14 protein-coding genes are annotated in these 13,172 nt (G+C 71.8%); 1 reads left to right on the forward strand and 13 read right to left on the reverse strand.

Features of this window, described 5'->3' with window-relative positions; genetic code table 11:
- Window positions 1-46 precede the first annotated feature (46 nt).
- Window positions 47-805, forward strand: a complete 759-nt coding sequence (locus ACSC1Q_RS11050; RefSeq protein WP_436758572.1) for a class I SAM-dependent methyltransferase — start codon at window positions 47-49, stop codon at window positions 803-805.
- Window positions 806-901: 96 nt separating this feature from the next.
- Here ACSC1Q_RS11050 and ACSC1Q_RS11055 read toward each other — a convergent pair whose 3' ends face one another.
- From ACSC1Q_RS11055 to ACSC1Q_RS11115, 13 genes are all read right to left on the reverse strand, one after another.
- Window positions 902-1,630 (reverse strand): hypothetical protein, encoded by a 729-nt coding sequence (locus ACSC1Q_RS11055; RefSeq protein ID WP_436758573.1) that lies wholly within the window; start codon window positions 1,628-1,630, stop codon window positions 902-904.
- 93 nt (window positions 1,631-1,723) lie between these two features.
- On the reverse strand, window positions 1,724-2,485 hold the full coding sequence (locus tag ACSC1Q_RS11060) for a GNAT family N-acetyltransferase (protein WP_436758574.1): 762 nt from the start codon (window positions 2,483-2,485) through the stop codon (window positions 1,724-1,726).
- Window positions 2,486-2,949: 464 nt separating this feature from the next.
- Window positions 2,950-3,843: an SDR family NAD(P)-dependent oxidoreductase gene (locus ACSC1Q_RS11065; protein ID WP_436758575.1), complete on the reverse strand. Its 894-nt coding sequence runs from the start codon at window positions 3,841-3,843 to the stop codon at window positions 2,950-2,952.
- A 297-nt stretch (window positions 3,844-4,140) separates the two neighbouring features.
- Window positions 4,141-4,719 carry a TetR/AcrR family transcriptional regulator gene (locus tag ACSC1Q_RS11070; RefSeq protein ID WP_436758576.1) on the reverse strand — a complete coding sequence of 193 codons (579 nt, stop codon included), beginning with the start codon at window positions 4,717-4,719 and terminating at the stop codon, window positions 4,141-4,143.
- 150 nt (window positions 4,720-4,869) lie between these two features.
- Window positions 4,870-6,078 carry a serine hydrolase domain-containing protein gene (locus ACSC1Q_RS11075; protein ID WP_436758577.1) on the reverse strand — a complete coding sequence of 403 codons (1,209 nt, stop codon included), beginning with the start codon at window positions 6,076-6,078 and terminating at the stop codon, window positions 4,870-4,872.
- A 174-nt stretch (window positions 6,079-6,252) separates the two neighbouring features.
- Window positions 6,253-7,140: a LysR family transcriptional regulator gene (locus tag ACSC1Q_RS11080; protein ID WP_436758578.1), complete on the reverse strand. Its 888-nt coding sequence runs from the start codon at window positions 7,138-7,140 to the stop codon at window positions 6,253-6,255.
- Between the two features lie 199 nt (window positions 7,141-7,339).
- A complete protein-coding gene (locus ACSC1Q_RS11085; RefSeq protein ID WP_436758579.1) occupies window positions 7,340-7,717 on the reverse strand; it encodes a GntR family transcriptional regulator in 378 nt (125 codons plus the stop codon).
- A complete protein-coding gene (locus tag ACSC1Q_RS11090; protein WP_436758580.1) occupies window positions 7,717-8,526 on the reverse strand; it encodes a hypothetical protein in 810 nt (269 codons plus the stop codon). The genes ACSC1Q_RS11085 and ACSC1Q_RS11090 overlap by 1 nt, the downstream gene beginning before the upstream one ends.
- A 245-nt stretch (window positions 8,527-8,771) precedes the next feature.
- Window positions 8,772-10,088 (reverse strand): DJ-1/PfpI family protein, encoded by a 1,317-nt coding sequence (locus ACSC1Q_RS11095; protein WP_436758581.1) that lies wholly within the window; start codon window positions 10,086-10,088, stop codon window positions 8,772-8,774.
- Between the two features lie 7 nt (window positions 10,089-10,095).
- Window positions 10,096-10,485 carry a hypothetical protein gene (locus ACSC1Q_RS11100; protein WP_436758582.1) on the reverse strand — a complete coding sequence of 130 codons (390 nt, stop codon included), beginning with the start codon at window positions 10,483-10,485 and terminating at the stop codon, window positions 10,096-10,098.
- A 131-nt stretch (window positions 10,486-10,616) separates the two neighbouring features.
- Complete coding sequence (locus ACSC1Q_RS11105) at window positions 10,617-11,270, reverse strand: response regulator (protein WP_436758583.1); 654 nt, start codon at window positions 11,268-11,270, stop codon at window positions 10,617-10,619.
- A complete protein-coding gene (locus ACSC1Q_RS11110; RefSeq protein ID WP_436758584.1) occupies window positions 11,267-12,361 on the reverse strand; it encodes a sensor histidine kinase in 1,095 nt (364 codons plus the stop codon). The genes ACSC1Q_RS11105 and ACSC1Q_RS11110 overlap by 4 nt, the downstream gene beginning before the upstream one ends.
- Before the next feature lie 308 nt (window positions 12,362-12,669).
- Window positions 12,670-13,146, reverse strand: a complete 477-nt coding sequence (locus tag ACSC1Q_RS11115; RefSeq protein ID WP_436758585.1) for an NUDIX domain-containing protein — start codon at window positions 13,144-13,146, stop codon at window positions 12,670-12,672.
- Window positions 13,147-13,172 lie beyond the last annotated feature (26 nt).

Genomic DNA, 13,172 nt, shown 5'->3' on the forward strand with positions numbered 1-13,172 from the left:
CTAGATTGTGACTGTCATAAGCTTACACGGCAGTTACAGGGAGGCCATGGTGCTCACCCACGATGTCGCACTCGAATGGATCGCGCGCTGGGACCGCCAGCAGGAGGGCTATCTGCCCGACCGCGAGGAGCGCTTCACCGCGCTGATCGACGCCGTCGAGGCGACGGGCCGCCCCGATCCGCTGGTCATCGACCTCGGCTGCGGGCCGGGCTCACTGTCCGCCCGCCTCCTGGATCGACTGCCCGGGGCGAGAGTGATCTCGGTCGACGCGGACCCCCTGCTGCTCGGCCTCGGCCGGGCCGCCTACCCGCACCTCACCTTCGTCTCCCTCGACCTGCGCACCCCCGGTTGGACCGACTCCCTGGGCCTGGACGGACCGGCCGACGTCGCGGTGAGCACCACCGCGCTGCACTGGATCTCCGGACCGGACCTCAGGAAGATGTACGCCGAGCTCGCGACCGTGCTGCGGCCGGGCGGGCTGCTGCTCAACGGCGACCACCTGGAGAGCGACGACACCACCCCGGCCATCGCCCGCCTCGAACGCGCCGTGCACGACCGGGAGACCCGGCGCGCGTTCGCCGGAGGCCACCCCGAGGACTGGCGCCAGTGGTGGGAGGCGGTCGCCGCGGATCCCGCCTTCGCCGAACTCCACACGGCGCGCACCACCGCGGGCGCCGACCACCACGGCTCGGAGTCCTCCCTGCTCTCCGAGCACGTCGACGCCCTCCGCGAGGCCGGATTCGCCGAGACCGGCACCCTCTGGCAGCGCGGCCACAACCGTCTCCTCTGCGCCGTCCGCGACTGATCCGGCCGGCGGGTCCGGCCGGCACCCTCGCACCGGCGAATCACCGGAGGAGGTGCGCACTCCTCCCGACCAAGGGCAGCCTCGGGGACCGTCGCGTCAGCGTCGGTCCCCGGCGAACGCCGCGCGCGGATCGAGGAGCCGGCCTCGCGCGTACCCCTCGTCGAAGGCGTCCGGGCCGAGCGCCTCGATCGCGGCGGTACGCACCTTGGCAAGGTCGGCCGCGTCGTCGGGATCCGGCACCTGGCCCAGCGACGCGAACGCGGCATCCGCGACCCCGGCCAGCCGCGCCGCCCGCCCGTGATCACCCTCGGCCGAGGCGAGCGCGGCGCCCGCCACGCAGACGTACGGCACGAAGTCGTCCCAGCCGTTGCGGAACACCCGTTCGCGGCCCTCGGCGAACAGCCTCCTCGCCACGTCGAGATCGCCCAGGCCCAGCTCGCAGAACGCGAGGTTGTGATACTCGGAGCTGACCGTCTCGGGCCGGCCGAGCACCTCGTTGAGGGCGATGCTCTCCCGGTACAGATCCCGGGCGCGGAGCAGGTCGCCGGACATGCGCGCCACGGCGGCCAGCACGTGCCTCGGCCGTTCCTCAAGGCTCCGGTCACCGGAGCGCAGCGCGACCGCGAGCGCCTCCCGGGCCCGGGCCTCCCCGCCCGGCAGGTCACCGCCGCGGATGGCGACCCGGGCCAGGCTGTACCGGGCCTCCACCTCACCCGCCGGGTCTCCGGCCGCCTGTGCTCGCTCGATCTCGGCCTCACTCATGCGCACCACGGCGTCGCTCTCGCCTCGCCGGAAGGCCGAGCGCACGTTCTCACTGAAGTTCATGAATCCTCTTCCATATGTGTACGGGTGGGTCCCGGTGCTCGGCGCCCGGTCGAGATCGGATGAGCACCGTCCATGCCCGGACGGTCTCTTCCTTCACGACGCTTCGAACACGGTCCACTCCTCCACGAGACGGAAGCCCATCGACTCGTAGAGCGGCCGGCCCATCGCGCTGGTGTGCAGGTAGGCCGCGTCCGCTCCGGTCGCGACGCCGTCCAGCAGCACGGCCTCGGTGATCGCCCGGCCCAGGCCACGGCCCCGGGCGGCCGGAACGACGGCGATGTTGAACACGCCGACCACGCCGGGGGTCCGGATCCCGAGCCCGGTGCCGATGGGCCGCCCGGACTCCTCGGCCAGATAGCCGGTGACGGGATCGGCGTCGAGCACGCCACCGCCCATCAACGAGCCGAAGATTCCCTCGGGAGCCTCGAAGCCCCGGGTGAGAGCCTCGGTGTAAAGATCGCTCTCGGCCGCGCCGACCTCGCGCACCGGCTTTCGCCCCGCCTCGCCGGTCCGGAACACGACGTCGCCCACGGCGCAGGCCAGCATCGACAGAGCCCTGCGCCCGGCCAGCCCGTGCCGGGCCGCGAGGTCGGCGACCTCGTCCCCCGCCTCGCCACGAACCATGATCGACCATGGCACGGCCTGCCCGCCGACCTCGGTCGCCATCTCGTCGAGCGCCCCGAGATCCGGTTCCGGGGCCGTGTCGTAGGCCGCGTTCAGCGTCGCGACGCCCGCGCCGGTCACCGCCGCGCGGGCGGTGCCCCGCTCGGCGTACCGGCCCATCGGCGTCACCTCGCAGAGGAATCCGATGGCGTCGAAGTACGCCGCCGCCATCCGGTCAGCGGTGGTGTCCATGGCCGTCTCCCCCGTGTTTCCCGTGGCCCGTGTCTTCCCCGGCTCGTGTTTTCCCTGGCTCGTGTTTTCCCTGGCTCGTGTTTTCCCCGGCTCGTGTTTTCCCCGGCTCGTGTTTTCCCTGGTCAACGGCGAGCCGAGAAGGAGGGTACCGCCCACCGCTCAGGCGGCCCGCCCCCGCACCCGGTCGAGGAAGGGCTCGGCGGCCTCGCGGACGCCGTAACCGGCGACGCGCCCCGGCCGCCGCCGCGTCCCCGTGACGGTCTCGCCGTCACCGGTCCCGCCGTCACCGGGCCGGGCGCCTCCGCCTCGAACCCGGCTGAGGGCCGGCTCACGCCGGTGCCGCCGGTTTCGCGGTGACCGCCCAGGTCCCGGTTCACGTACCGCCGGTGGCGGCGGCTCGCTCCGGGAGATCACCCCGTGCTGGCCGTTCACTTCAGGCGATCATCCCTTGGTAGCGGTTCACTTCAGGCGGTCACGCCGGCAGGCGGGGTGAGCGGGGCCAGCTGACGGCTGAGCCTGAGGACGGCCTCCGCCGTTCGCGGGTCGGCGGCGGGGGCGAAAGGGGTGACAGGACGGGCCTCGGGCCCGATGACCAGCCCGGTCCGCCCGTCGAGTGAGGCGTCGGCCGCGGCGAGGATCGACGGCCGTGCCGCCACCGACGCGGAGCCGGACGTCGCGCGTTCGAAGGTTCGCCGGACCAGCGGCCACAGCAGCCGCAGCCCCGGCGAGACGATCCTGGGTGACCGCATGGTGCCGTCGGTCATCTCGGTGGCCGCGCCGCCCGGGTCGGCCGCGAAGACCGAGATGCCCGTGCCTCGCAGCCGTTCCGCCAGATCCAGCGTGTAGGCGAGGTTGGCGAGCTTCGCCCGGCCGTACCAGTGGAAGCCGTAGTAGCCACCCGGCGGCTCGACGGCGCCGAAGGAGCGTTTGGCGGCCCGGACCGAACCCGAGGTGACGTTCACGATCCGGCTCGGCCCCGCGGCCCGGAGCGGTTCCAGCAGCAGTTCGGTCAGCAGGTACGGGGAAAGGTGGTTCACGGCGAACGACGCCTCGATCCCGTCCACCGTCTGTCGCCGGTCCGCGAACATCGCCCCGACGTTGTTGACCAGGACGTTCAACGGCCCCTCCTCCGCGAGGCGGGTGGCGAGCGCCCGTACGGCATCGAGCGACGCGAGGTCCGCGGCGACGAATCTCGCCTCCGGACCGGTCGTGGCCGCGCCGATCCGCTCGACCGCGCGGGCGCCCCGCTCGGAGTCGCGGCCCACCACGGTCACCGCGTAGCCGATCGCCGCCAGCCCCATCGCGGTCTCCAGACCGATTCCCCCGGTCCCCGCCGTCACCACGGCCCGTTTTCCCATCGCCCCGCCCTTCACCAGCCGGTCGCCAACGGATGGCTATCCGCTTTCCGGCTCGTACCGTAACATAAGCGGATAGCCATCCGGTTAAAAGGGCCGGACATGCGGCAGCGGACTTCCGGACCGGAAGTCCCGAGCCGCCACCGGCGCGGGGCGCGGGCCCTGAAGATGTCCCGGACTGCCGTCAACGCGGGGGCGCAGACCCGAGAAGGTCGGCGCGGGTGGCACAGGCCCGCAAAGCGGTCTCGGAGTGCCGTCAACACCGAGGGCGCGCGCCCGAGAAGAGGTTCCGGACCGCTGTCAGCGAGGAGGGCGCAGGCCCTCAAGGAGAACGTCGAGGTAGATCTCCGCGTACCCGGCGTCGTTGTCGCCGGAGCGGACCGCGTGCTCGATGCCGCAGAGCAGGCGGCGGACGTCGTCCGCCTCGATACCGTGGCGGATGGCCCCCGCGCGGCGGGCGCGGTCGAGCAGCTCCGCGACGGCGCGGTCGAGCTCGGCCTTCATCGCCGAGGTCCGCGCGTCGGCGTCGCTGGCCGATCCGAGCACCGCCGCGAACCCGGCGTCGTCCAGCGCGCGTCCGAGAGTGAAGCGCAGGAGGCGGTGCAGCCCCGCGAGCGGATCCTCGTCGGCCGCCGCGGCCTGCGCCTCACGTACGAGCTGCTGAAAGCGTTCCGCCAGCAGTGCTTCCAGCAGCGCGTGCCGGTTGGGGAAGTGCCGGTAGACGGTCCCGACGCCCACTCCCGCGAGCCGGGCGATGGTGTTCAGCATGAGCGAGTCGTCGCCCGCGGCCAGCTGCTCCCTGGCGACCCGCAACACCCGTTCGCGGTTGCGCGCGGCGTCCGCGCGCAACGGCGTCCCCCGCTCGGCGTTGGGTGTCACGGCCTCAGCCTAACGGCCCGCGAACCGGCGGACAGCCCGCGGGTTTCGCGTGGCCGAACCGGAAAACCCATGCGAACCGGCCTGGCCGTACGGGTTCACGGCGCCCGGCCCTGCGCCTGGCCCGTACGGGTTCACGGTGCTCGGCCCGGCCTACCGCGCAGGCTCGGCCTGTCCGCCGCCGAACACCTCCTCGACGAGCCTCTGCGTCACCTTCTGGAACGCCTCCGCCATGGACAGCGCGGCGTCGTCCACGTAGGTCAGCGAGGCGGTCATGGTCCTGCCGCCGTCGGGCGTGCTGTACATCAGCGCCGCGTAGCCCGCGATGCCGCCGTTGTGGTGGAGGATGATGCCGCCGTCCGGGCCCAGGTCCTGCACGAACACCCCCAGGCCGTAGCCGATCTTCGGGTCCGGCTCGCGCATCTCGGCCAGCAGCGAGGCGGGCAGGAGCCTGCCGCCCTGCAGCGCGGAGAAGAACGTGTGGAGATCCTGGGTGGTCGAGATCATGTCACCGCCGGCGGAGATCCAGGAGGGGTTCTGGCTGGTGACGTCGACCGTCTTCTCCTGGCCCGCGTCCTCGTACCGGTAGTAGCCGTGGGCGTGCGGCCCGGGGATATCCGTCGAGGTGCCCGGCACCACGGTGCCCGACAGCCCGAGCGGCTCCAGGATCAGCCGTCGCGCCTCCCCGGCGAACGAGCGGCCGGTGACCTCCTCGATCAGCAGCCTGGCCAGCACGTAGTTGGTGTTGGAGTAGCTCCAGCCCGTCCCCGGCTCGAACCGCGCCGGCCTGGACAGCGCCAGCTCCACCAGCTCCTCCGGCCGGTAGGTCCTGAACCGGTTGTCCACCCACTCCTGGCCCGCCCAGGGGATCCCCGGCACGATCGTCCCGTCCTCGTAGTACTCGCCGGTGAAGTTGAACACCCCGCTGGTGTGCCGCAGCAGCATCCGCACGGTGATCCGCCGGTCCAGGCCGAACCGGGGCAGGTAGTCGTCCACCGGGCTGTCCAGCCCGATCCTGCCCTCGGCCACCAGCCGCAGCACCACGGTCGCGACGAACGTCTTGGTGGAGCTGCCGATCCGGAACCGCCCGTTCGTCGGCGGCTTCGCGGTCCCGCCCAGCTCGCGCACCCCGGCGCTGCCGACCCACTCGCCCCGCTCGTCGTGCACGCGCAACTGCACCCCGGCGAAGCCGTAGCCGACGATCTCCTCGATCGCCTTCCGCAACTCCGGGCGATCCTGCCCGGCGGCGGTCTCCGGCGGGGCCCCGCTGTCCTCGGCGGCCACCCCGGGCGCGGCCGGAGCGGCATCGGGGGCCGCGGTGCGCGGGGTGTGCTTGTCCTGGTCGGCAGGGGTGACGGACATGGTGATGTGCTCCTTCGAACCTGTGGAGGAAACGGGCGGGTGCCGGGATGTGACCCCGATGTCGGGGGCGTGATCGCCGAACCGCTGATGACATCCACCATCGCGGGCCGCCCTGATACCGGTCCGTCGCCGTACTGACATGACCGCTGACACGACGCAGCGCGGCCGACGGTCTCAGCCGGGCAGCGGCCCCAGGTCACGTACGACCCGGGCGAAGGCGCGGATGAGGTCGTTCTCCGTCTCACTGAGCCACACCAGCCCGTACGGCAGCGCGTCCAGGTCCCTGACGGGCAGGTAGACGATGTCGGGACGGGAGTAGTACCAGCTCACGTGGACCGGGAAGAGGGAGACCGCGTCGCCCATGGCCGTGTGCACGAAGATGTCCTCGATGTTGCCCACGGGGGCCGCGCGGTCGATCGGCCTGCCCTTCGGGGTGAGCTCGGGAACGTAGCGGTCGAACCAGTAACCGGGCACCGGTTCCACGGCCACGTGCTGATAGTCGCCGAGCGCCTCCACGGACACCGAGGACCGCTTGACGAGGGCGTCGTCGGCGGCCACGGCCAGCACCCTCGGCTCGGCGAAGAGCAGGGGCCCCACGGTCAGGTCGGGCTCCTCCACGGGGAGCCAGGTGACCAGGATGTCGGCCTCCCCGTCGCGCAACTGGGCGAACGGGTCCGCGTAACCCGACATCCGCAGGCGGAGCTCCCACTGCGGGTGGCGGGTGCGGAAGGTCTCCCAGTACCGGCGCAGTTCCTGGAGGTTGGCGGGGAACAGGCTGATCCGGAGCGTGCCCGTCTTGCCCCGGGCGGCCAGCCTGGCCCGCTCCAGGCTCCGCGTCAGGCCCGAGTGCAACTGGCGCAGGTCGTCCTGGAGCTGCTCACCCACCGGCGTCAGCCGTACGTTGCGGCTGTTCCGCACGAAGAGCTCGACGCCGATGGCCCGTTCCTGCTTCTTGATCGCCTGGCTGACACGGGCCACCGAGACGTGCAACCGCTCGGCGGTCCGGCCGAAGTGCAACTCCTCGGCCAGGGTGAGAAAGATCTCGATGTCCCGTAGCTCCACGCGGCTCCCGTCCGTCGCCCTTCCATCGAGATCGTTCACTGGGGGCGCAAGTATGACATGTCGGGCTATCGGAAATTATCGAGCCCCGACCGACCAGGAGAGCCCGGTGGTGGCCGCGAGGGTTCTTGTACGTACACCCTGATCGGCCAACACGCCGGCGCCGTGCGCCCGGCCGGGTGCCCCCGCGGCCGGGTCACGGTCATGACGAGGCCGCTGCCGCCGCGCCGGACGTCAGGGCCGCCTGCACGATGCGGATCGCCTCGCCCGTGTCGATGCCGACGCTGGCGATCACGGCCGCGTAGTCGGCGGCGGCCCGGCGGGCCCGCTCCCGGCCCTCCTCCCCGGCGGCCGACACGAACGAGCCCGCCCGCCCGCGCGTCTCGATCAGCCCCGCCTCCTCCAGCTCCCGGTAGGCCCGGCCGACCGTGTTGACGGCGAGGCTGAGGTCGGCCGCGAGGTGGCGGATGGTCGGCAGCCGGGCGCCCACGGCCAGCGTGCGATCCTGGATCTGCCGGGCGAGCTGGGCCCGTAGCTGCTCGAACGGCGGCACCGGTGAGGCCGCGTCGATGACGATCATCAGATGCTCATGGCCCGCCGGGCCACCGTCACACTCGACGGCGTCCTGGCGTTGAGCGCGACGAGCGCGGCCAGGCCCAGGAGCAGGTAGACGAGCGCGGCGGCACTCCACCAGCCGGGCGCGGTGCCGAACAGCAGCACCATGGGCAGCGACCACTGCGCGCTCGGCGTGGTCAGCTCGCGGGCGTCCTCCACGCGCATGATGACGTCGGCGGTCAGCGACTCCTCGTCCTGCGCCACGACCGGGCGCCGCAGCAGGTGGCGCAACTGCATGGCGGTGATGGCCGTCACCCCGAGCAGGCCGAACAGCAGCACGACGGCCAGCTGCCGCACGGTGGGGTCGGGAAGGGCCAGGGCGCTCCCGGCCAGCACCATCGCGCCGGCGAACGTGGCGACCGCGAAGACGGCGTACGGCCGGCCGAGCACGGCCCGCCAGCCGGGCTGGACCAGATGGGCTGCCCTGCGGGACAGCGTCGCGCCCGCCCGCTGGTCGACGCGTCGCACCCACCAGTCGAGCAGCGACTGCGCCAGCAGCAGCCCGGCCACCAGCGCGGCCAGGACCAGCAGCGGCCAGGGGCGACCGGAAACGGCGAACCGGTCGAAGGTCGCGGCGAGCGCGCTCGCGATGATCAGCACGGCCAGGATGACGTGAGCGGCGAGGCGGGCGCGTCTGCGGACCGCCAGCCGGCTGGCCAGCAGTGGGGTCGGGCCGGCGTCGGCCAGGTCGTGCCGGGCCAGCCACTCGCCCGCCAGCCGCAGATCGGCCGCACGCACCGGCGGGTCGGCGTCCGGTAACGGTTCGCGGGTCATGGCGCCTCCTTTGTCGCAAGCTTTGTAGCAACATGATGCGTCAAATCTTGCGACAAAGTCAACGCCGCACGGACTCACGTCGCCCCGGAACGCGAGCCTGGCTCAGCGGCGCCCGTCGCCAAGAACCATCGAGTAGACGGCGGCCGGCTCCGTCCCGCCTCGGGCGAGAACAACGTCAAGGTGCTTCGCTGATCAAGGGCCGGTTCTGACGGCGGCTCCCTCGCGTCACGAGGGAGCCACCGCGATCAGGCCCGGACGGGAGTGCCCACAGTGGTCCGAAGGCGCGGAAGGCGGATCACCGCGGCAATACCCAGAAGGATCAGCAGGATGGGCAACGCCGTCTGCTGCCACGGCCACGCCGGGCCGTCCAGTCGCAGGCCGTCGGTCGGCAGTTCCATGGTCTCGGCGGCCCAGCGGGCGGTGGCCACATCCGTTGTCCGGGCCAGGTCCCGCACGGCGTCGTTGTAGGCGAAATCCTGTCCGGAGTGGACGTACACCGGCTCCAGACCGTCGGGGACCCGGCCCAGGCGAACGCCTGCTCCGGGCACGAGCAGGCGATCCAGGTCCGGGGCCGCGCCGGCGAGATCGGCGCGGGGCAGGAACGTCAGGCCATGCCGTGACCGGACCGGGCCGCCGTCCGCGCTCACGGCCAACGTCCGGTCCGCGAGCGACTTGTCGTGCGTGTCGAACACCGACGCCAGGTCGATTTCGCCGACGCCCGGCGTCAGCATCACGCCGACGGTCGGCGGCGCCCACGTCCAACCCGCGTTGACGATCGCGGCCGGGGCGGGCACGGCGACGCCGGTCACGACCGGTGGCGTGTCGCCGTAGTACCGCCAGCCCACGGCCTTGGCCGCGTTCGCCGCCACCGTCGAACCGGCCAGGCGCTCGATCATGTGCAGGGTTCCGTCGATGCCGGACAACACGCCCGCGGTCGTGACGACGGTGCCGCTGTCGACGAAACGCTTGCCGTGCACCCAGTCCACCGCGGGATAGTCCGATTCGAACGAGCCGATCCGCATCCAGTGCGCGGTCGCGGGCCGGCCGTCGAGCAGACCCGCCGAGGCGAGGACACCCGCGCCGTTGCACACGCTCAGCAACAGCGTGCCGCGGCTCACCTGATCACGCAGCCACGTCGTGACCGGACCGGTACTGGGCCTGCCGACGTCCGGCATCGCCGGGATGACCGCGAGCGTCGGCGCGGCACCGCCGGTGAGTCTGGCAAGATCCGCGAAGCTCAGATCCGGCACCAGGTCCAGACCACCCGTCAACGGCAGCGGACGCCTTCGCGACGCGACGGTGTAGACGTTGAACCGGCCCGAGGCGACCAGGATCTCGTACGGGGCGAGGGCATCCGACACGACGGCCCCGTTGTCACCGATCACCACGACCGCGGTCGGTTTGGCGGGGTCGAAAGCCGGGGAAGTGGCGGCGGGAACGGGCCGGTCCGGCCCGGGCGCGAACTGGGCGTCGAACGTGGCGAGGACGGAGATCGCCCCGCCCACCACCGGAATCAGGAAAACCGCGATCACCGCGAGCGCGCGGCGCAGGAAGGGGCGCATCGAGACCTCAGTGCCAGTAGTGGTCGCGGCGCCACACCATGGCGGCCAGCATGAGCGGGAACATGATCACGTGCCCGGCCGTCATCAACCCCATGGCGGACAACGCCCCGAGCCGGAACGGCACCAGCAAGACGAGGAACGGTAAGTACATCGCGACCGCCATCTCACCGATCCGCGCCCACGAATGCCCGCGCGAGACCATCGCCACGGTCATTCCGATGGTCATGTCGGTCGCCATGACGAGCGCGTCGACCTCCGGCCGCGCCAGCCAGGCGTCCGGCCACAGCGGTGCCAGCGCGAACATCCCGGCGAGCATGGCGATCACCATCTCGACGTAGTGCCAGACGAACCGGCCCAGCTTGCGACTCGTGCTTCGGGTGGTTCCCATGGTCGTCATGGCGTCCCCTCGGATTCGGCATCGACTGATACCGACAAGAGTCGCCGCAGGCCGCCGACCTGCCATGTGCCAGAGGTCATGTCTGAGGTCATGACGTGGTCATGACGTGGTCATGACCCGGGCGGGAATGGTCAGAGCAACCCGAGTGACCGTGCGCGTAACGCGGCTTGGGTGCGGTCGCGGGCGTTCAGTTTTGACAGGACGTTGGTGACGTGGTTCTTCACGGTGCCCTCGGCCAGGTGAAGCGTCGTGGCGATCTCGCGGTTGCTGTGGCCGGTGGCGAGGAGGCGGAGGACTTCGAGTTCGCGGTCGGACAGCGGCACGACCAATGGCTGCGGTGCCGGGGCGCCGGCCGAGGGCAGGCGGACGAACTGGGCGACCACCTTCGCGGCGACGGACGGCTGCAACACCGACTCGCCGCGGGCGGCGGCCAGGACGGCCTCGATCAGCCGAGCCGAGGAGACGTCCTTGAGCAGGTAGCCCGAAGCTCCGGCGCGAAGGGCGGCGAACACGTTCTCGTCGTCGTCGAACGTCGTCAGCGCGATAATGCCGATGCCGGGGTGGTCGGTACGCAGGCGGCGGGTCGCGGCGACGCCGTCCAGGACGGGCATGCGCAGATCCATCAGGACGACGTCCGGGGTGAGCTCGGCGGCCCGGCGGATCGCCTCGTCGCCGTTGCCCGCCTCGCCGACGACCTCGATGGCGTCGTGCGTGGCCAGGAGGGTGGCCAGGGCCTCGCGGAACAGAGCCTGGTCGTCGACCAACAGGACGCGGACCGGGCTCATCCGGGAACCTCCATGCTCAATGTGTAGCCCGCCCCCGGTGCCGACTCGACGCTCAACCGTCCGCCCAGGTGCTCGGCGCGTTCCCGGAGCCCGACCAGGCCGAAACCGGACGCGGGCGTCGAGGCGGAGCCGGCGCCGTCGTCGTGGACGGCCAGCCGGACGGCGGTGTCAGCGTAGTCCAGGACCACGTCGGCACGGGTTGCCCGGGCGTGCTTGCGGACGTTGGTCAGCCCCTCTTGCGCCGCACGGAACAAGGCCTCACGCGTCTCGTCGGGCAACGGCCGCCGCTCGCCGGATATCGCGACGCTGGTGGTCACGCCCGTGGCGGATGTCAGTTCGGCCAACGCCCGCAAGGCGTCGGGCAGGGGAGGGGTTTCGCGTGGTTCGCGCAATGCGCGGACCGAGCGGCGTACTTCGGCGAGTGCGGCCTCGGCCTGGTCCTGGGCCTTGGCGAGTACCTCGTCGGCCTTGGCGGTGTCGGTCGGCAGGACCGCCCGGGCGGCCTTGACCTGCATCTGGACGACGGTGAGCGAGTGCCCGAGTCCATCGTGGATGTCGCGTGCGACCCGGTTGCGTTCCTGCACGGTCGTGAGCCGCTCCGCCTGCGCGGCGTAGCCACGCAACTGCTCGTGCGCCTCGGCCAGTTCCACACGGGCGCGTTGTTCGCGTTGCAGCAACTCCGTCACGATCGCGGCGAACACCGCGGCGACAAGTATTCCAAGCCCTTCCCGCAGCCCTTCGCCCCACGACATGCCAAGGTGGACGAACGGGACCAGCCCGACCACGACCGCCGTCGCGGCGGCCGGCAACCGCAGCAGCACGCACTGGCTGACCAGCACGACGAGCAGAAGCGTCGCGGCGACCCCCGCGTTCAGCGAGAACACGACGAACGCGATCGGCAGCTGCACGGCCACGTACCCGAGCGACCAGGCCGGCCGACCGCGCGCGCGTACCCACGAGAAGCCGGCGGTGGCCAACGCGGTGAACACCGCGCCGAGCACGAGCGACGGCAGGGACTCTCCGGATGCGACGACCCCGATCAGCAGCGTGAGCAGCGCGCCGAGGGTCAGCACGGCCAGAGCCCTGTTCATGCGCTCACTGTGGACCGCCCGGCGGCGCACGGTCAATTCACGGTGAAACGCGCCACGATCTCGCGGGTGTGGCCTGTCGCCGGCGACCGCGCGAGGTGGAAGGAGCCGGGGCCGCGATGAGCTGCGCAGAGCGTAGATGACCGCCTCCGGTTCCCGCTGGGACTGTGGCGACGCGGTGGCCTCACCGAGCCGGCAGGCCCAATGGTTGAGGTTCGCCACCTCGCAGACCTCATCGGCCGGATGAACCCGGCGGTCCACGGCGATCCACCGTCGTCCGGCTTCGTCCAGGGTCGTTGCCGCCCGGTTGGTCACCCGGCCCGGAGCGCTTGACCGTGCTCCAGGTAGACGGTCTCGCCCAGCTCGCGAGCGGTCGCTGCGGCCTTGACCCTGCGTGCCAGACCTTCGATCAGGAGACCGTCCACGTCCTCGATCGGGTGGAAGCCGAAGGCGGTCAGCTCGCCGTCGGCGAAGGTGATCAGGCCGAGCGTCTCGGCGTCGAGCACCCCGCCGTCGAAGACGAAGAGGATCTTGTCCCCCTCCTCCGGGTGAGGCGCCCAGTCGGCCACCAGGAGCCGTCCGATCGGTGGCCGGATGCCCAGCTCCTCGCCGACCTCCCGCTCACACGCCGCGTACGGCGTCTCCCCGGGTTCGACGTAGCCTCCCGGGATGTCCAGCTGCTCCTTGTACGACGGCCGCACCAGCAGGATCCGCCCCGCCTCGTCGAAGAAGAGCGCCCCGGCGGCGGCACGAGCCTGGGCGAAGGACGGCTTTTCCAGGTCGTTCATGATCTCGACCATACGGGAACCGGCGC

Source organism: Streptosporangium heterodermiicola (genome assembly GCF_051390675.1).
In the GTDB taxonomy this organism is placed as follows: Bacteria; Actinomycetota; Actinomycetes; order Streptosporangiales; family Streptosporangiaceae; genus Streptosporangium.